Raw genomic sequence first — 19,261 nt, forward strand, 5'->3', positions numbered from 1 at the left:
AGTATAATGAATCGGAGTCTTGAAAATTCTGCGAAACTTGCGAGGCTTGCGTTTTTTGTGCTTTCTCAAAATCATCATTATTATTTCTGCTGTTGGTCACAGGCATTTTTATAGTTCTGTTTCCTTTTACGCTCTCATGCGTTATTTGGCCGTTTTGAATTGATATAAGCCTACTTATTACGCCGTGTTTGTTGCTGTATGTTTCAAAGTAGTGCGAGTCTGCTAATCTGTTAAAATTGTTTTTTGGCAAATCGTTATTACCTTGCTTTAGATCTATTTGTTCTTTTAGTATTTCTTGCATTAAAGGCACTGTGTACACGGCGTGTGTTAGTTGTGTGTTGTCTGTTGCAGACAAAAAACCTTTGTTATCTAAAATTATGTAGTTCATAGGCGCTAATGCTTGGTGTTCTTTCATGCCTGTTACAATAGTACTTATTTCGTATTGTCCTTGTTCGTTGCTCATCGTATTAGTTCTTGATTGCCATGAACCGCTAACTAACTGTTCTATGTTTATAGGCACTTGCAAAGGCCTCTCCATTTCAGTTTTAGTCTTTACTTCACCAGAAAACGTTAAATTAGTAGTCTGAGCAGCATTTATGCTGTTTAACAACAATAATCCTGATGCTGTCAAGATTACTTTTTCAAGGCCTTTCCTAAAGAAACTCTTTTTCCTCATAGTCTTTAACAGATCATTCAACAGCCTTTAAATACTTTACGATTTTATACCACTCAAAAGTGACTATCGTTATTTTTTAGTTGAAAATGATGCAATACAACGCACCTTTTTTCAATAACAAAAACCTTATAAAATGCACCAATTTGCTTAGAACATAAAACTAGAGAACATACGATGGACACTGAAAATAACGAAAAAACAGAAAAACAAGAAAAAATAATACCTCAAGTAATTGAAGATGAGATGAAATCTGCTTATCTTGATTATTCTATGTCTGTAATTGTCGGAAGAGCACTTCCGGATGTAAGAGATGGATTAAAACCAGTACATAGAAGAATTCTTTATGCAATGAATGACATGGGCATAAGACACAATACACCTTTTAAAAAATGCGCAAGAATAGTAGGAGAAGTCTTAGGTAAATATCACCCACATGGAGACTCGGCAGTATATGATTCGCTTGTGAGAATGGCCCAAGATTTTTCATTAAGATACCCGTTAGTGCAAGGACAAGGAAATTTTGGATCAGTTGATGGAGATTCTGCTGCGGCTATGAGATATACAGAATCAAGAATGGCAAAAATAAGCCAAGAAATGCTTCAAGATATTGATAAAGAAACCGTGCCATTCATGGAAAACTTTGATGGTTCACTAGAAGAACCAAAGGTTCTACCAAGCAAAATCCCAAACCTTTTGATGAATGGAAGCACAGGAATCGCAGTAGGAATGGCAACAAACATTCCACCACATAATCTAAAAGAGATAGCCTCAGCGGTAATAAAAATAATAGAAGATCCCGATATTAAAGATTTAGAATTAATGGAATTAGTAAAAGGACCAGATTTTCCTACAGGAGGACAAATAGTGGGTCAAATGGGAATAAAATCTGCTTACGTAACAGGAAGAGGAAAAGTCCTTGTAAGAAGCAAAACTTATGAAGAAGAAAAAAACGGAAGAAAAAAAATAATAGTTACAGAAATACCATACATGGTAAATAAATCAGAACTAATAATTCAAATCGCCGAATTAGTAAAAGACAAAAGAGTTGAAGGCATCTCTGATCTAAGAGATGAATCAGACAGAAAAGGAATGAGAATAGTAATAGAACTAAAAAAAGATGCAAACCCAGAACTCATAAAAAACCAATTACTAAAACACTCAAGACTTCAAGAAACATTTGGAATAATATTTTTAGCATTAGTAAACAACAAACCAGAAATTCTAACACTAAAAGATATGCTTTCACACTACTTGCAACATAGAAAAATAGTTGTAATAAAAAGAACAGAATACGATTTAAGAAAAGCAGAAGAAAGAGCACACATATTAGAAGGGCTCACAATCGCGCTAAACAATATTGACAACATGATAGAACTAATAAAAGGTTCAGAATCTGCAAATGATGCAAAAGAAAAACTGACAACAAATTATGAATTAACAGACAAACAAGCCCAAGCAATATTAGATATGAAACTTCAAAAAATTGCAAAACTTGAAACTCACAAAATAAAAGAAGAATACACAGAACTAAAAGAAAAAATAACAAAATACAAAGAAATACTAGCCGACGAAACAAAAATACTTAACATAATAAAAGAAGAGCAAGAAGAAATAATAAGTACGTACGGAGACGAAAGAAAAACAGAGATAATAGAACAAGAAGACGAAGACCTAGATATTGAAGACTTAATTGAAGAACAAGAAGTCGTAGTAACCGTAAGCAACGCAGGATATGTCAAAAGAATGCCGCTAGACACATATAAAGCTCAAAGAAGAGGAGGCACAGGAATCATAGGAACAGAAAACAAAGAAGAAGATTTCACAGAAAAAATATTCATAGCAAATACGCATTCATACTTACTTGTACTAACAGACAAAGGACAAGTCCACTGGGTAAAAGTTTACAGAATCCCTGAAAGTGGACGTTATAGCAAAGGCAAAGCAATCGTAAACTTAATAGATATAGAAAAAGAAGAAAAAATATCAGCAATCCTACCTGTAAGAAACTTTGAAAAAAACAAATTCTTACTAGCTGCGACAAAAAAAGGAATAATTAAAAAAACGTCTTTGGCAGCATATAGCAAACCAAGAAAAGGCGGTATAAGAGCAATAACTTTAGATGAAGGAGACGAAGTTGTTTCAGTAACAATAACAGACGGCAAACAACAAGTACTCCTTGCAACAAAAAACGGAAACGCATGCAAATTCAAAGAAACAGACGCAAGATCAATAGGAAGAACATCAAGAGGAGTCACAGGAATAAGGCTTAAAGGAAAAGATGAAGTTGTAAGCATGATACTAGTAAACGATGAAACAAAAGTTTTAACATTAACAAGCAAAGGATATGGAAAACAAACAATAGCTTCAGAATACAGACTGATAAACAGAGGCGGATCAGGCGTTATAAACATAAATTTAACAGAAAAAAACGGGTACGTAGTAAGCGTAAGATCAGTTAATGGAAACGAAGATTTAATGCTAATAACAAAAAATGGGATGGTTGTAAGAACACCTGTGAGAGGCATTTCGACAATAGGAAGAAACACACAAGGAGTAAGAGTTATAAAATTAAGAGAAAACGATCAATTAGTAGCAGCAGGAAAAATACTAAACGAAGAAACAGCAGAAGAAGAAGTAGAAAAAGAAGAAGAAGACTTAAAGAAAAACCCTCGACCAGTACAAAAAGTTGAAGAAAACAGCGATGATGACGAAACAGAAGATGATAAAAATATAGAAGAAGACCAAACTAATTCTGACGACTAAAAAAAAGCTCAAAAAAATAAAAAATTTTAACAAATATTATAAACAATTAATTATTCTCAAAGAAATATGTCAGACGAAAAAAAAGAAAAGAAGTACAAATTATTGCACGATAGACCTGGATGTATTGGGTGCAGCGCATGCGCAGCTGTGGCTCCTGATCACTGGGAAATGGCGGATGACGGAAAATCAGACATCATAAATGGAAAAGACAGAGAAGATGGCTGGCAGGAAAAAGATATTTCTGAAGAAGAATTCAAAGAAAACATGGAAGCAGCAGAAAGCTGCCCGGTAAATGTAATACACCTGAAAAGATTAAAAGATGAAAAAGATTTAATCTAAATATGAAAATAAGAAATGCCAAAAAAGAAGATATAAATCAAATAATTGATTTATGGAAAGAAACAAATCTTTATTTCGAACCATTTGATAAACAAGAAAGATTAGAAGAAAAAATAACAAATGAACCCGAACTTTTCTTGATTGCCGAAGAAAATAATAAAGTTGTTGGCGCAGTAATAGGTAATTATGGCTGGAGAATTTCTATAGATCATTGGGCCGTATTAAAGAATTATCAAGGACAAGGTATTGGCAAAGCACTACTAAAAGAAATAAAAAATAATCTCAAACAAAAAGGTGCAGAAATTGCCCTAATCGACACAAATCTTCCGGAGGAATATGCAAAAAAGGTAGGATTTGAATACAGAGGAACAAATAATAATTATACTATTAAGTTATAAGTATTAGAAAATTATTTAACTTCAAAGCGAAAAATTATTCTATGAACACAACACAAATAATACTTCAATTTATAATATCCGGAGCCGTAGTAGTCGGAGCAACACTTCTTTCAAGAACAATAGATTCAAAATGGTCTGGGCTTCTTGTAGCATTGCCAATAATGACGATACTTGGATTAATATTCATATCTATGAATCCTCAGCTAGCAGTCACACAAAGATATTTACTCTCAGCATTAATATTTATGATACCTGCAGCGCTTTACATTCTTTCAGTTTATTTACTTTTTGGCAAAGTATCCTTAGTAACAAATTTATTAATCTCTATAATACCCTTAGGAATAAGCGTATTTATTATTCAGAGATTTTGGTGAATACAAATTATAAATCCAAAAAATCAAAATTATCAGTAACGCCCCAAATAGCTCCATCAGAATGCGCACGATATAATTTCACCACCCTGTCTTTCCAGCCAGGTATAGTTCTCTCTTCTATAATTCTATTCATTTCATGCGCGGCAGTCAAACCGTACTTCTCCATGCCCTCACTAATCCCTAAATCTTTGTAAAATGCAGATACATCAAAGAAAGATGCAATTCTAAGACCTGCTTGTATGCCCGCCATTCTTTCCGGATCGATTTTGTCATCAAGAATTCCTGGTTGTGTAAAGAATATGTGAGAGCCATAAGGGAATTCTCCCCTCTTTATACAATCATTAGCAGCTATTCTTGCATACGCAAGATTCCTCCTTATTATTTCAATATTATCTGACTTGTAAGGCGACTCAATTAGCACTAACTGTCCTTTCATAAGTATGGGAAACTACAGGCAATTAAAAACATTACTATTTTTCAATGGTGTTTTTTAAACATATAACAATCATCATCATGAGCTCCAGGCAAATAATTTGTACTCATCAAGAATTCGTTTGTTATTTCTCCGCCTGTAAACTTAAAAGTTTTCTTAAAGAGTTTTACCCATTCTTCCTTATTTTTGCATTCTTGTTTATTAAGCCATTTCTTAAAAGAACCATGTTCCTTCTGAAGCTCAATTATTTTTTTTGCATTATGAATTGCTGCATGAATCTTGAGTTTGTTTCTTATTATTCCTGGATTTTGCATGAGTTCAGCTATTTCTTTCTCTCCGTACTTTGCAACTTTCTTTACAGAAGGGAATGCTTTGTGTATAGTTTTCTTCTTTTTTAGAATTGTATCAAAAGAGAGTCCTGCTTGACTTATCTCTAGAATTAGACGTCTGAATAAGTCATCGTCATTCTTCGCAGGCACGCCATGTTCTGTATCATGATGTTCTTTATGATGATCATTTCTAGCTCTTGCGTATGTACAATATGAGGACATAATTAAAGAGAATTATTTTCATTTATAGATTTTGTCATGATGATCGAAGTTATCAAAGTAAACAGTCATTTCTTGATGTTCAATTCTGAATACTAAAACAAAATGACCTATGTGAACTCTCTGAAATCCTTTCATCACATTTTTTAGATATTTATATTCATGAAAAGGATTTTCACATATATCTTTAATTTTTTTTACAACATCTTTTCTTTGTGTCGTGTCTAATTTCTGTATTTTTTTCTCTGCTGTTTTAGAAAATATGCTTTTATACATTAAAGTGTTTTTCAAGATCTTTGACTTTGATATATTTTCCTTTTCTGATTCTTTCAAGTCTTTCAAGGTATTCTTCTCTGACTTCCCGTTCATCTTCAGTCATCGTTTTCATGAAGTTGTTTATTTGCTTGCTCATGCTAATTCCGGAAGACTTGCAGTACTCGGAAAACTTACGATATGTTTCTTCATCCACATTAAATGTTTTTATTGCCATTAAATAAAGTTATTTAATGTTATTTAAATATTTTTTTAAATCAACTTCGGAAATATATTTATTTTCTGTATGGAAGTTTATTATGGTACCCACCCTCTCCTCGCCCTAAAGGACGAGGTACCATTCGGGTGGGTACTGGTTATTATTTGAAACTTTTTTAGGGCTAAAGCCCTTTTAAGAACTAAATTGATGTTTTATCAATGAAAAATCCTAAGAAACAAATGATGTTTTTTTGGAGTGGCATTCACTCAATGGACTAAAGTCCACAGTACCTCTGCCACATAATCTGTATAGTAAATAATTATTCACAACCCAAAACCATTATAAACAACATATGAATTCTATTTCATATGAAATGCTACTCGTACACTGACTTTTTCAGCAACCTTGCTAATGAAAGCAACATCAAAATAATTGAATCGCTAAAACAAGGACCTAAAAACGTTACAACAATAAGCAACGAAACAAAAATTGAGCAATCCGCAACAAGTCACCGTCTAAAAAAATTAGTTAGTTGCAATGTCTTAAATGTAGAAAGAAAAGGAAAAGAAAGAATATACTCATTAAACAAAGAAACAATAATTCCCATACTAAAGTTAGTAGATGAACACGTACATAAACAATGCAAGACTTGTTGGAAAAGAGACCAACGCAAAGTAAAAAGACCTTTAAAAATAAAACTATAAAAATGGAAATAAGTAGACAACTATACGACAATAGAGACGAAACAAAATACATATTCAAAGTACCGATAGGCATAAACGAAGAAGTAGTTCGGCAAATATCAAAATACAAAAAAGAGCCTGAATGGATGCTTAAAAAAAGATTACAAGCACTCAAAATATTTCAGGAAAAACAAGTACCAACATGGGGGCCTGATCTAAGCAAACTTGACTTAAACAAAATATGCTTCTACGCAGTAGCAGACGCAAAATACAATTCAACAAAATGGGAAGATGTTCCTGAAAACATAAAGCAAACCTTTGAAAGACTAGGAATACCTGAAGCTGAAAGAAAGGCACTTGCAGGAGCAGGAGCGCAATTCGATTCTCAAACAATATACCACAACCTAAAAGAAGACCTAAAGAAAAAAGGAGTCATCTTTGAAGACATGCACGTAGCAGTAGAAAAATATCCAGAGCTCGTAAAAAAATACTTTATGACACAATGCGTCTCCCCAGCTCTGCACAAATATGCAGCTTTGCACGGAGCAGTATGGAGCGGAGGAACATTCATCTACGTACCAAAAGGAGTTAAAGTAAACCAACCACTTCAAGCATATTTTAGAATGAACGAATCCGGAATGGGACAATTCGAACACACACTCATAATAGTAGAAGAAAACGCTGAATGCCACTACATAGAAGGATGCTTTACAAAAGGAACACTAATAATAACAGACGCAGGATACAAAAAAATAGAGGACGTAACAGAAAAAGACAAAGTTTTAACTCATGAAGGAGAATACAGAAAAGTAAAAGATCTTCAAAAATACAAACACGAAGGAGAACTCTATGAAATAGAATACTATGGGGACTCAACACAAAAAATAACAGCAACACCAGAACACCCCTTTCTCTTTGCAAAAAGAAAAACACAAAATGACAGAAACAAAGAGTTCGAATTAGAATGGAACATACCAAAATACATGGAAAAAAAAGATTATTTAGCAATGCCAATAAATCAAGTGACAAAAACAAAAAAAGAAAGAACATTTGAAGTAAAAAAATGGGACCCTGAGAAAAAATTCAAAACAAGCAAAGTAAAAGTAAAAGCGACACCTGAATTTTACAGATTAATAGGATATTATTTATCAGAAGGAAGCACCATGAAAGAGCATTACTTGTGTTTTGACTTTAACAAAAAAGAAAGAACATACATAGATGACGTAAAAAAATGCCTAAAAAAAGTATTCAAAGTAGAAGCATACGAAGTACACCACAAAAAAAATAATGGAACGTCCGTAAGAGTAAACTCAACGGAACTGGCAAGAATATTCAAACAATTCGGAGATAGAAACTATAACAAACAAGTACCGCCGTGGATGCTTACAGAAAGCCATGAAAACCAAAAACAAATAATTCTTGGATGGTTCAGAGGAGATGGGAACTACTACAACAAAAAACATGAATCAGGAACTAAAGAAGCATTCAGAATTAACACAACATCCAAAACGATGACAAGGCAAATACGAGATATACTACTAAGACAAGGAATATTTGCATTCATAAACAAAAGAAACAGAAAAAAAGAAAACAGAAGAACCATTTATACACTAGGAATAACAGGAGAACACATGGTAAAATTCGGAAACCTAGTCGGAATAAAAATAAATAAAACAATAAACAACCACAAAAGAGCATCAATGTTTGGAATTGATAAAAAATTCGCCTATGTACCCATAAAGAAAATTACAAAAAAGAAAACCAAAAACAAAGAAGTATACAATTTCGGAGTAGAAGGACACGAAACATACACCGCCGGAAGCGTAATAGTGCATAACTGCTCAGCTCCAAAATACAAATCTCCTTCAATACATGCAGGCTGCGTAGAAGTAATAGTACATAAAGGAGCAAGAATGCGTTACAGTTCAGTAGAAAACTGGTCAAGAAACACATACAACCTAAACACAAAAAGAGCAAACGTATACGAAGAAGGAATAATGGAATGGGTTTCTGGAAATCTCGGTTGTCTTGCCGGAGACACAAAAATATCAACAAACCCAAAGGGACCGACAAAAATAATGGAACTAAAACCTGGAGATTATGTATATGCACTAAATGAAAAAACTAACAAATTAGAAAAGGCAAAAATCAAACAAAAAATTTACAGCGGCGATAAAAAAACATACAGACTAAAAGCCGGAGGAAGAGAAATAGAAGCGACCGGAAACCATCCCTTCCTTGCACTAACACATAAAAAAAACAACCCGAATCACAAAAAAGGATTTTTCAGAACAGAATGGAAAAAGCTTGAAGATTTAAAAAAAGGAGATTTAATAGCTATAGCCAAATCTCTGCCAGTAGAAGGAATACCCTATAAACTTCCATCATACAACTACAACAAACAAGTAAAAAGCAAAAACCAATACACCAAGGAGTTCTCCATGAGCATAAACCATTTATACAAAAAAATAAAACAACCAAAAGAAACAAATGAAGACTTAATGTGGCTTTTGGGAATTCTTCTAGGAGATGGACATATATATCTAAACAAAAAAAATGCCAAGATAAATATAGCAATACCTGAAAAGGATTCGTTGAGAAAAGAGGTAAAGACTGCTGTAAAAAAATTATTTCATATTGACGTAAAATATGAAAAAGACAGATTCCTTGTTATAAATTCCAGACCCTTAGCTGATCTAATAATCAAAATTGGTTTTTCAGGAAAAGCAGACACAAAAAAAATTCCGCCATGGGTTCACAAACTACCAAAAAAACAAAAAATGGCTTTGCTAGCTGGATACATTGACTCTGACGGACACATAGGCGAAGGAGGCGCATACATAACAAGCATAAACAAAGAAATACTAGAAGACATCCAAGAAATTGCACTATCTTGTGGAATAGGATTTTCAAATGTCTTTGTACACGGCAAAAAAAGGAAAACAAAAATCCTTGGAATAGATTGCAATGCAAACGACTCATACAGAATACTTCTAAATGGAAAAAATGTAAAAGAAATCCCTATAAAAAACAAAGAAAAGAAAGAAAAACTAAAAATTGTAAAGACAAAAAGAAACTATGTAAGCAGTAAAGGAAAAAACTTCAGAAGCAAAACAACCGATGAAATTGGATTCACTACAATAAAAGACATAATCCCTACGGGAATAAAACCAACCTTCGACATAGAAGTTGAAAAACATCATAATTTTGTAGCAGAAGGGATGATTGTTCACAATAGCGGAATAACAATGCTCTATCCAGCATCACTCCTACTAGGAAGAAAATCTCAAGGACACCATGTAACTATAGCATACGCAGGACCAGAGCAAAACCAAGATACAGGAGCAAAAATATACCACTTAGCGCCAGACACAACATCAACAGTAAAATCAAAATCAATAAGCAAAGATGGAGGAATAACTGCATACAGAGGAATAGTAGAAATAAAAAAAGGAGCAACAAATGCAAAATGCTCCGTACACTGTGATGCAATGATGTTTGACAACAAATCTCAATCAAACACATACCCAACAATAAAAGTAGAAGAGAAAGACGCAGATATGGTGCACGAAGCAACAATAGGAAAAATATCAGAAGATCAAATATTCTACTTAATGAGCCGCGGACTTTCAGAAGAAGACGCATTAAAACTAATAGTCTCAGGATTCATAGAACCTCTAATGAAAGAACTCCCGCTCGAATACGCAATCGAAATGAACAAACTGATACAAATGGAAATGGAGGGAAGTCTAGGTTGAACAAAAATAAATATAGTGTATTCGCTGAAAGCGACATACGCTCAGGTGTCAATGGACGATACCACTGCATGAAAATAATAACAATTCCAGAAAACTCGCAGCAAATCCTCGACATAGAAGAAAAAGAAGTTAAAATAGTTGCAAAGAAAAACAGCAAAGCACATATTTTAATAAAAGCAGAAAACATAATAACAGAAACAGAAGAAAACGCTAAAATAATTCTCTTTACATTATCTTCAGCAAAAGTCCACGCAAAACTAATAGGAGATAACAGCAATCAAAGAACAATAAATCTCTTCAAAGCAAACAATGAAGAAATAACAATAGACACAAAAAGCGAACACACAGGAAAAAACACAAATAGCAGAATAGAAACAAAAGGAACGCTAACAAAATCAACAGCAACAACAAGAGGAATGGTAAAAATAAACCCGCAGGCAGACGAAGCAGACGGATACCAAAAATCAGACTTATTAATTTTGGATAATTCAAAAGCAATATCAATACCAGACCTAGAAATACACAACCACAACGTAACATGCAGCCATGGATCAACAATAACCAAACTAGACCAAGACCAAATATTCTACATGCAAAGCAGAGGACTAAAAAAAGAAGACGCAGAAAAAGAAATAATAAATGGTTTCTTCACAGCAATGCTAAAAGACATACCAGAAGAACTAACAAAAAAAATAAAACAAAAGCTGGAGCTAATATGAAACAAGATTTCCCATTACTAAAAAAACAGAGTAAATTAGTTTATCTAGATAACGCTGCAACAACACAAAAACCAGAGGCATGTATAAATGCAATAAAAGAATTCTATGAAACGAGCAATGCAAACGCACACAGAGGATTATACAAACTAAGCATGGATGCAACTTCAAAATTAGACTGGGCAAGAAAAAGAATAGCAAAATACATAGAAGTAAAACCTGATGAAATAATATTTACAAAAGGAACAACAGAAGGACTTAACATGCTTGCAATAGCACTAGAACCAGAAATAAATTCAAAACACAATATCATAACAACAGAACTGGAACATCATGCAAACTTCATACCATGGCAACAACTATCTAAAAGAAAAAAAGCAGAATTCAAAGTAGCAAAATACAACAAAGAAAAAAACAATTTTGAAGACATAACAAAACTTGTAGACAAAAATACAAAGATAGTTGCATTTACAGCAATGTCAAACGTAACAGGACAAATAATAGACATAGAAAGAATATCAAAAAAAATAAAACAAAAAAATCCTAAAACAAAAATAATAATAGACGGAACGCAACTGCTAGCACATAAAAAAATAGACTTAAGCAAAACAAACATAGATTTCATAGCATTCTCAGCACACAAATTATACGGACCGCTAGGAACAGGGTTCTTGCACGGAAAACAAGAACAACTAACAAAACTAAGACCCTTCCTATACGGAGGAAACATGATAAGCAAAGTCACAACAAAAGAGACAACATGGGATGAACCCCCTTACAAATTTGAAGCAGGAACTATAGATACAGCAGGAATATATGCATTTGCAAAAACAATTGAATGGCTTCAAAAACAAGACCTTAACAAACTATTCAAAAAAGAAGAACAACTAAAAGAATACGCGCTGAAAAAACTAAGAAAAGAAGGAGCAAAAATATTTGGTCATGACATTAGCTTTCAGAATGAAGATCGTCAAATACAAACTTACGGGCCTGTCATTTCATTTGAAATAAAAAACATTCATCCTCATGACCTTGCTACAATCGCTGACAAACACAATGTTTGTATAAGATCAGGACATCACTGCTGCCAGCCACTAATGAACAGTCTCAAAATTCCTGGAACTGCAAGAATAAGCATAAGTTTTTACAACGACAAAAAAGACGTAGATAAATTAATAGAAGCAATAAAAGACGCGAAGAGATTACTAAAATGAACGACGAAATATACAAAGAAAACATCCTAAAAGAAAACAAAAATCCGAAGAACAATCATAAAATCATAAAACCAACAAATGAAGGAGAACATAGCAACCACATATGTGGAGACATCATAAAAATACGGCTAAGAATAAAAGACAACAAAATACAAGAAGCGGGATGGACAGGAAAAGGATGCGCATTATGCATTGCAACAGCGTCCCTCCTAACAGAACACATAAAGAACAAAACAGCAAATGAAACAAAAGAACTTGAAACCCACAACATAGAAAATCTAATCAAAATCCACGTACCGGAATCAAGAAAGGAATGCATACAAACACCACTAATCGCATTAAAAAACTCAATAGAAAAAGAATGACTAAAACAAAAAGCTACCTTGAAGACAAATTAAGATGAGCACATTGACAAAGTCAATAATGCTTGTGCTCATCAGTAAATATTTGCTCTTAAAGAAGGCAATAAATCTTCGTAGCTAAAACCACAACAAAACAAAGGAGACAAACAAAATGACAAAAGCACTCATAATAAAAAACTTAAACGCAAAAGTTGAAGACAAAGAGATAATAAAAAATCTTAATTTAGAATTAGATAAAGGAAAAATCCATGTAATAATGGGACCAAACGGTTCAGGAAAAAGCACATTAGCAAATGCAATAATGGGACACCCAAATTACGAAGCAGAAGGAGAAGTCTTACTAAATGAAAAAAATATTCTAAACATGGAACCTAACGAAAGAAGCAAAGCAGGAATATTCTTATCATTTCAATACCCTGTATCAGTACCTGGAGTTACCGTGTCAAACTTCTTAAGACAGGCAATTAATGCAAGAAGAGAAAAAAATAACGAAATAAAAATTCCTGAATTCGTAAAGAAACTAAACAAACAACTAGATATTCTGCAAATACCAAAAGAATTCGCTCGCAGATACTTAAACGAAGGATTCAGCGGAGGAGAAAAAAAGAAAATGGAAATCCTCCAATTAGCAATGCTTGAGCCAAAAATAGCAATACTAGATGAAACAGACTCAGGCCTTGACATTGACGCATTAAAAAAAGTATCTGAAGCAATAAACAAAGTAAAAGAAGAATTCCCAGACATGACAATACTAGTCATAACACACTACCAAAGAATGCTTAACTACCTAAAACCTGATACGATACACGTAATGATTAATGGAGAAATAATAAAAACAGGCGGACCAAAGCTAGCAAAACAACTGGAAAAAAAAGGATATGACGCATTTAAAAAATGATTTTTTTGTTCTTATGAAATAAATCCAGAAACTTTTAAAAACAAAAAATTTTATTTCATCTTTTTATTGCAACAACAAAAAATTTTCCCCCTCCAAAGTCAACTCTTTTATAATCCGCAATTAAAAAACCCTGACTCTCAACTAATCTTAACATTCTGTCTACAGGAAGAACTAAGCCCCTGTATTTTATCAAGCCCGTACCTTCATCTTCATAGTTTCCCTCAGCATCAATCTGAACATTTTTACCTACATCAGGAAAGTCAAAAATGAAAATACCATCACTGACTAATACCTTATGAATTTGTTTTAAAACATCAACTTGATATTCTTTAAATTCATTAATAACATGCCAAGTTAATATGACTGCTTGAAAACTATTAGAAGGCAAATCTATATTTGTAAGACTCATTCTTAAATATTTTGGATTATGCTTATTCTTGCTTTTATTACGAGCTTCTTTAAGCAAATTTTCATTAATATCAATACCTGTAATTATAAATCCCATAGCGGCTAAAGGTTCAGTTAACCTTCCATTTCCGCAACCGCCATCAAGAACGACTCCTGCTTTCCACACATCAAGATATTTCTTAATAAGTGATAATTCAATCCTAGTATTAGCAGTTATTGTAGATCTATAATCAAAAATATCTTTAACAGAATCATAAAATTCTTTTTTTTCAATAATTAATGATTCGATTGATTGATTTGGTTTTTTATTAAGAATAATATTTGTCAATAAATGTCTAAATAATTGAAAAGAAGAATATTTTTGTTTTTTTAAGTGCCTGTGAATAAATTCATCTTTTTGAAAGAAATAATCAACTCCCGCCATCAAATATTGATTTGCAAAAATAATAAGATCTAAACCTAAGACATACTTAGCACCATTATTTTTTGAAGCCTTAGTTAATATTTCTAAATATTTTATTTTATTTTTAGAAAATCCAAACTCTGGAAAACAAAAAACTACAACTGCAAATTTTTTAGTACTTAGTTCTTTAATGAATTCCTTATAATTTTTGACACTTATTAAATTACAATTTTCTTTTATATATTCATCATCAAATACTAAGTCAAGCCAAACAAGTTCCCTTTCTAATAAAATCAACACATCCATTTTTTTGTTAGTCTCCAAATTATTTTTATTCATCAGGCATACCATTTATTAACAATTCTTCATTAGTAAATATTAAATCATATTTTTTTATATAAATGCTTTCTTCTAGTTTCTCAATATATCTTAATAAATCATGTATACTCTTATAATGACATTCAAACTCCAAATCATACTTACCCCACGCATCAGTTATATATACTGTGTGAGGATTATTTGTTAATACTTCTTTAAGAATTTTTTTCTGAGAAGTATCCGCAAGCTCTATCATCACTTTAAAATGTTCATAATTAAACTTATCTAAATTAATTAATGGTTTATAAGAAAATATTATTCTTTTTTTTTCAAGAATCTGTAAATGATATTTAACAGTGGTTAAAGACACATCCATTCTTCTAGCCATTTCTAACAAAGTAATCCTGCCATCTTCTTCTAATAGTTCAATTATTTTTTTCTGATTTTCATCAAGACTAAAATTTTTTGTCTTCATTTCCTGCTTTAAGTAGTTTCTTTCACCACCATATAGATATGTGAGTGGAAAATGAGTTATTGAAAATACTAAAGAAGATATTTTTTTATCTATATATTTTCCAAATTTGATTATGAATTCTTCATATGTTTTTGAAAATTCCAAGTTACTTCTAGAATTAAATAAAAATACATAATCCCACGCGCCAGACAATTTTACTAACCAACTAAGAATTTTTAATTTTTTTAATTCTTCTTCAATTTCTGCTTTCTTTTTTTTTCCTTCAGGATTCAATAATACTTGTATCCTATATGTTGAATATCCTAATGCTGAAAAATCTATTATAGGAACAATTTTTAAAAGGATTCCTTCGTTTTGAAGTCTTTTCAATCTATAATTAGTAGCTTCCTTTGATAGGCCTATCTTAGAAGCCATTTCAGTTATAGATGCTCTGCCGTTATTATATAGCTCCAGAAGCAGCCTTTCATCCTTTTTATCAATATTTTTCATTTTTTAGTATAACATTAGTACTTTATACTAATTTTATAAATTTTTTCATTGAAACATTAATATATCTGTTTTCACTTACAAGTAGTATAAGAGGTGAATGAAATGGAACTAATGAAAAAAGCAAAAATCGGAATTGCAGGATTAGTACTAGCACTAGGATTGGCAACAACGCCACTAAAAGCACAAAGCACAACAGAAATAGAAGGAATCAAATCATTTGAAGCAGGAAAATCATATGTAAGACCGACAGTAGGCTTTGAACTACCAGGAGAAATCAAAGGAAGCAGTTTCCTGGAAATATACGGAGAAAAAGGATACTACGGAAAAACAACACTATCCAAACAAGTAGAAGGCCCAATAAGCATAATAGGCCAAGGAGTATACGGAAGCGGTTTTGACACAAGATACGGAATAGGAGCATCAGTAGGTGGAAAAATAACAGACGGAATATACGCAAAAGCACACATAATACCACTATACGTAGATGATCAAGGAAAAGTCCAAGACCACAAAGGAGTAGCAGGATACTACATAGGCGCAGACTTGCCACTAGATATGAAAATTTCAAGCTTTGGTGAAATAAGACTAGATGGAGGAAAAGGACCTGAATGGGCATATGGAGAACTTAGCCTATCAAAAGAATTAAGCGACAAACTAAGCGTAATGTACCAACCAGCACTAAAAATGCACAAACAAGGAGACTTGAAACCAAAAATAGAACACAGAATAGCAATGAAATACAAACTATGGGGTAAACGAAATGGATACAAAAGAAATCGAAAAAATGTACATCCAAGCATGCCAACCAAAATACGCTAAAATCGAAAAAGAATCAACACTAGAAAAACTAATTGCATAAAAAAAGGTTTGAAAAAATGAAAGACGCATATGAAAAACTGGATAAAAAACTCAAAATTAGAACAATGAGAAAAATAGTGAAAGAAACATACACAAAACAAGTAAGTGAAGAAGGGACGCCCTTAGAACATCTGGTTTACGGAGACAAACTCTTAGAAAAATACAGAAAAGAAAAAGAACCTGAAAAATTGTGGGATGCAGCAACACACTACATGACGATTCTAGCACCACAAAAACTGTATGCACCAGAAAAAATACCAAAAGTGCTCAGAGAACAATCAGAAAAAGAAAAGTACGCATTAAGCCAAGAAAGTGCGAAAGAAAAAGCAATCACAAGAATGTACAGAGCTGCAGAAACCCTTCTTAAAACTAAAGTGACAGATTTTACTGTAATAAGCGAAATAAGTACAATGATGAAATTTATCAAAGAACAATACAAAGGCGAAACAAAATGACCATAGAACAAAAACTTACGGACAAGGACATCAAAAAAATATTAGTGGTAGATGACAGAGAAGAAAACACACAAGCAGCAAAAGAATATTTCCAAACAATACCAATAAAAACAGATTACGCATCAAGCGCGCAAGAAGCAATAACAAAAATGAAAGAAAACTACAAAGCTGAAACAAAATACGATCTAATCATCACAGATCTTGAAATGGAAACAAAAAATGCGGGACTGGATGTAGTTAAAGAAGCATTAAACCAAACAATATACGTAACAATAGCAACGGGAATGAACTACGACCAACCAGAAGAACACGGACACGGACCAAGTACAACAATAATGCCAACAAAAGAGTCCATTAAAGGAAAAAAGAACAACCCAGAAGTCTGGGAACAAGCAATGAAAATAACGCTTGACTACATCGCAAGTCCGGAAATACAAAGAAGCTACAACTCAGCAAAAAGATACAAAAAATACACAGGAAAAGAATCAGAACTATTCAAAGAAATAATGCTGAAACTATACAAATAAAAGGTGAAACAAAATGGAATTAACAGACTTATTAACTAAAACAGTAGAAAAAATGGAAACAAAAGAAGAAGAAATACTAAAGGACGTTTTTGAAATGAGCAAAATGTATGTAGACGCAGAATTAAAATCATACGTTATGCACATAACAACAGATCAAAGTAAATATAAAACTGTTGTAGGTCAAGACGGCAGAATTTATGTTGATTCTGACAAAGATGAACTGCACTATATCACAGGACCACAAAGTCAAAGAAAAATAGATATGAAGCACAGATACATAACATCAAAGGAAAAGTCAATGAGTGCACTTTCAAGATACTCTGATTATCTAGAAGTATTAGAACAGTATCAAACAAAACTAAAGAGTGAACTAGACAAGAAAGAAGAAATTGTAAAGACATACTTACAAAAATTCCAAGACAAAGAATAGAAATCAAAAACAGAAGAAAAAAAAAGGTGAAACAAAATGGAATTACCCAAGACAAGCATTGAAGAAACAATATCAAAACTTGAAATAAAAAAAATACTGGTTGTAGATGACACACCAGAATTTATAGAAACTGCAAAGAAGGTTTTTTCAGAATATCAAGGAATATTATTTGAATATGCTTCAAGTGAAGAACAAGCAAAACGCAAAATAAAAACAGAATACGACTCTGGAAAAAAATATGATTATGTTTTAACAGACATGGTGCTCGAGAAAGAAGACAGCGGTAAAAAAATACTACAATACGCGTCAGATAACTTAACTTTTGGAGCGGTAATAACGAGAACATTTCATGAAGCGGCAAAAGAAGATGAACAAGGATACAAAACAGCATTAATAACACCACTCACACATTCAAAAGGCGGATTTGACCCGATAGCATGCAATACATACTATAAAGATATATTTAGATATTCAAAAAACCAACCAGAACTATGGAAACAAGCACTAGAATGGGGTCTTTACAGAGCAAGCACAGAAACACCAAAAGAATGGATGAAAATGTTCAATGACGAATACAAAAAAATAATCAAACAACAAGAGGATATAAAATGAATAAATTTCCGGAAAAAACAAGAAGAGTAAAAAACAGTGAACTAATAGAAACAAGCGGCATGTACACAATACCTTATTTTACAGGAATTGATACATTAAAAAACAAATTTATAGATCCTGATAAATTAAGAAAAGAGATTCCTTTAGCAGAGAAATTTTTACTAACAGTGCCAGTGGTAGATTTTATTATTTCAAAAGATTACAAAGCAATGTTGGTAGCTCCAATAGTTCATCATAGTCAATCTTATGATTATTATTATAGTGATATTTTAACGTTCTTCATAAATCAGGACTGCATATTCGGAAAAAAAGGAGAAGTTGTTGGTGGCAATCACAAATACATTACTTTTGATAGACTATCAAATCCTGAAATAAGAATGAACATAGAAACCATACACTCAAGGTACTTTATAGCAAACATAGAAAACGAAAAAATTATCGGATTACTCAAGGAAGAAAAATTGTATAACATAGAAACATTAGATATTTTAGCAAATCAGTTACTTCCAGAAGAGAAAACTCCTAAAATAGTGACTGATAAGGCGAGCGAGTTAATAAAAAAATATGCGGCAGATAGAATTTATAATTTTACAAGAAAAGTAGGATTTGAAGATAAAGAATTATTACCTATAAAATACAAAAGGTGAAACAA

23 protein-coding genes and 2 pseudogenes are annotated in these 19,261 nt (G+C 32.5%); 18 read left to right on the forward strand and 7 right to left on the reverse strand.

Features of this window, described 5'->3' with window-relative positions:
* On the reverse strand, window positions 1–676 hold a 676-nt coding region (locus tag K9L97_03070; GenBank protein MCF7871993.1), incomplete at its 3' end, for a hypothetical protein.
* 174 nt (window positions 677–850) lie between these two features.
* Here K9L97_03070 and gyrA point away from each other — a divergent pair.
* From gyrA to K9L97_03090, 4 genes are all read left to right on the forward strand, one after another.
* Window positions 851–3,439: a DNA gyrase subunit A gene (gene gyrA / locus K9L97_03075; GenBank protein MCF7871994.1), complete on the forward strand. Its 2,589-nt coding sequence runs from the start codon at window positions 851–853 to the stop codon at window positions 3,437–3,439.
* A 66-nt stretch (window positions 3,440–3,505) separates the two neighbouring features.
* Window positions 3,506–3,778 (forward strand): ferredoxin, encoded by a 273-nt coding sequence (locus K9L97_03080; protein ID MCF7871995.1) that lies wholly within the window; start codon window positions 3,506–3,508, stop codon window positions 3,776–3,778.
* Between the two features lie 2 nt (window positions 3,779–3,780).
* Complete coding sequence (locus tag K9L97_03085; protein ID MCF7871996.1) at window positions 3,781–4,176, forward strand: GNAT family N-acetyltransferase; 396 nt, start codon at window positions 3,781–3,783, stop codon at window positions 4,174–4,176.
* Window positions 4,177–4,217: 41 nt separating this feature from the next.
* Window positions 4,218–4,550 carry a hypothetical protein gene (locus K9L97_03090; protein MCF7871997.1) on the forward strand — a complete coding sequence of 111 codons (333 nt, stop codon included), beginning with the start codon at window positions 4,218–4,220 and terminating at the stop codon, window positions 4,548–4,550.
* A gap of 7 nt (window positions 4,551–4,557) precedes the next feature.
* Here K9L97_03090 and K9L97_03095 read toward each other — a convergent pair whose 3' ends face one another.
* From K9L97_03095 to K9L97_03110, 4 genes are read right to left on the reverse strand one after another with little or no spacing between them, the layout of a single operon-like run.
* Window positions 4,558–4,986, reverse strand: a complete 429-nt coding sequence (locus K9L97_03095) for a hypothetical protein (protein ID MCF7871998.1) — start codon at window positions 4,984–4,986, stop codon at window positions 4,558–4,560.
* Window positions 4,987–5,027: 41 nt separating this feature from the next.
* Window positions 5,028–5,534 (reverse strand): DNA-3-methyladenine glycosylase I, encoded by a 507-nt coding sequence (locus K9L97_03100; GenBank protein ID MCF7871999.1) that lies wholly within the window; start codon window positions 5,532–5,534, stop codon window positions 5,028–5,030.
* A gap of 18 nt (window positions 5,535–5,552) precedes the next feature.
* The gene (locus tag K9L97_03105; GenBank protein ID MCF7872000.1) at window positions 5,553–5,807 is read right to left on the reverse strand and encodes a type II toxin-antitoxin system RelE/ParE family toxin; all 255 of its coding nucleotides are present in this window, start codon (window positions 5,805–5,807) and stop codon (window positions 5,553–5,555) included.
* Window positions 5,800–6,021: a hypothetical protein gene (locus K9L97_03110; GenBank protein MCF7872001.1), complete on the reverse strand. Its 222-nt coding sequence runs from the start codon at window positions 6,019–6,021 to the stop codon at window positions 5,800–5,802. The genes K9L97_03105 and K9L97_03110 overlap by 8 nt, the downstream gene beginning before the upstream one ends.
* Before the next feature lie 350 nt (window positions 6,022–6,371).
* On the opposite strand from K9L97_03110, the gene K9L97_03115 reads away from it, so the two are divergent.
* The 8 genes and pseudogenes from K9L97_03115 to sufC all read left to right on the forward strand — a co-directional run bounded on the left by K9L97_03115 (window position 6,372) and on the right by sufC (window position 13,634).
* A complete protein-coding gene (locus K9L97_03115) occupies window positions 6,372–6,707 on the forward strand; it encodes a metalloregulator ArsR/SmtB family transcription factor (protein ID MCF7872002.1) in 336 nt (111 codons plus the stop codon).
* A pseudogene (locus K9L97_03120) lies at window positions 6,644–7,393 on the forward strand (Fe-S cluster assembly protein SufB). Before K9L97_03115 ends, K9L97_03120 begins: the two are co-directional and overlap by 64 nt.
* 276 nt (window positions 7,394–7,669) lie before the next feature.
* Window positions 7,670–8,344 (forward strand): annotated as a pseudogene (locus K9L97_03125) (hypothetical protein).
* Window positions 8,318–10,444, forward strand: coding sequence for a SufD family Fe-S cluster assembly protein (locus tag K9L97_03130; GenBank protein MCF7872003.1), 2,127 nt, complete (start codon window positions 8,318–8,320; stop codon window positions 10,442–10,444). The pseudogene K9L97_03125 and the gene K9L97_03130 overlap by 27 nt, the downstream one beginning before the upstream one ends.
* Window positions 10,441–11,163, forward strand: a complete 723-nt coding sequence (locus tag K9L97_03135) for a SufD family Fe-S cluster assembly protein (protein MCF7872004.1) — start codon at window positions 10,441–10,443, stop codon at window positions 11,161–11,163. Before K9L97_03130 ends, K9L97_03135 begins: the two co-directional genes overlap by 4 nt.
* Window positions 11,160–12,374, forward strand: a complete 1,215-nt coding sequence (locus K9L97_03140; protein MCF7872005.1) for an aminotransferase class V-fold PLP-dependent enzyme — start codon at window positions 11,160–11,162, stop codon at window positions 12,372–12,374. Before K9L97_03135 ends, K9L97_03140 begins: the two co-directional genes overlap by 4 nt.
* A complete protein-coding gene (locus tag K9L97_03145; GenBank protein ID MCF7872006.1) occupies window positions 12,371–12,739 on the forward strand; it encodes an iron-sulfur cluster assembly scaffold protein in 369 nt (122 codons plus the stop codon). The genes K9L97_03140 and K9L97_03145 overlap by 4 nt, the downstream gene beginning before the upstream one ends.
* A gap of 148 nt (window positions 12,740–12,887) precedes the next feature.
* Window positions 12,888–13,634 (forward strand): Fe-S cluster assembly ATPase SufC, encoded by a 747-nt coding sequence (gene sufC / locus K9L97_03150; GenBank protein MCF7872007.1) that lies wholly within the window; start codon window positions 12,888–12,890, stop codon window positions 13,632–13,634.
* Window positions 13,635–13,689: 55 nt separating this feature from the next.
* Here sufC and K9L97_03155 read toward each other — a convergent pair whose 3' ends face one another.
* The gene (locus tag K9L97_03155) at window positions 13,690–14,784 is read right to left on the reverse strand and encodes a class I SAM-dependent methyltransferase (GenBank protein MCF7872008.1); all 1,095 of its coding nucleotides are present in this window, start codon (window positions 14,782–14,784) and stop codon (window positions 13,690–13,692) included.
* The gene (locus K9L97_03160; protein MCF7872009.1) at window positions 14,777–15,727 is read right to left on the reverse strand and encodes an Lrp/AsnC family transcriptional regulator; all 951 of its coding nucleotides are present in this window, start codon (window positions 15,725–15,727) and stop codon (window positions 14,777–14,779) included. Before K9L97_03160 ends, K9L97_03155 begins: the two co-directional genes overlap by 8 nt.
* A 102-nt stretch (window positions 15,728–15,829) precedes the next feature.
* On the opposite strand from K9L97_03160, the gene K9L97_03165 reads away from it, so the two are divergent.
* The 6 genes from K9L97_03165 to K9L97_03190 are packed head-to-tail and all read left to right on the forward strand — an operon-like array spanning window position 15,830 to window position 19,256.
* A complete protein-coding gene (locus tag K9L97_03165; protein MCF7872010.1) occupies window positions 15,830–16,546 on the forward strand; it encodes a hypothetical protein in 717 nt (238 codons plus the stop codon).
* A gap of 56 nt (window positions 16,547–16,602) precedes the next feature.
* Window positions 16,603–17,040, forward strand: coding sequence for a hypothetical protein (locus K9L97_03170; protein ID MCF7872011.1), 438 nt, complete (start codon window positions 16,603–16,605; stop codon window positions 17,038–17,040).
* Complete coding sequence (locus tag K9L97_03175) at window positions 17,037–17,567, forward strand: response regulator (protein MCF7872012.1); 531 nt, start codon at window positions 17,037–17,039, stop codon at window positions 17,565–17,567. The genes K9L97_03170 and K9L97_03175 overlap by 4 nt, the downstream gene beginning before the upstream one ends.
* A gap of 13 nt (window positions 17,568–17,580) precedes the next feature.
* Window positions 17,581–17,997: a hypothetical protein gene (locus K9L97_03180; GenBank protein MCF7872013.1), complete on the forward strand. Its 417-nt coding sequence runs from the start codon at window positions 17,581–17,583 to the stop codon at window positions 17,995–17,997.
* 36 nt (window positions 17,998–18,033) lie between these two features.
* The gene (locus K9L97_03185; protein ID MCF7872014.1) at window positions 18,034–18,609 is read left to right on the forward strand and encodes a hypothetical protein; all 576 of its coding nucleotides are present in this window, start codon (window positions 18,034–18,036) and stop codon (window positions 18,607–18,609) included.
* Window positions 18,606–19,256, forward strand: coding sequence for a hypothetical protein (locus K9L97_03190; GenBank protein MCF7872015.1), 651 nt, complete (start codon window positions 18,606–18,608; stop codon window positions 19,254–19,256). Before K9L97_03185 ends, K9L97_03190 begins: the two co-directional genes overlap by 4 nt.
* Window positions 19,257–19,261: the final 5 nt, after the last annotated feature.

The sequence above is a fragment of the Candidatus Woesearchaeota archaeon genome, assembly GCA_021735165.1.
In the GTDB taxonomy this organism is placed as follows: Archaea; Nanobdellota; Nanobdellia; order Woesearchaeales; family 21-14-0-10-32-9; genus JAIPET01.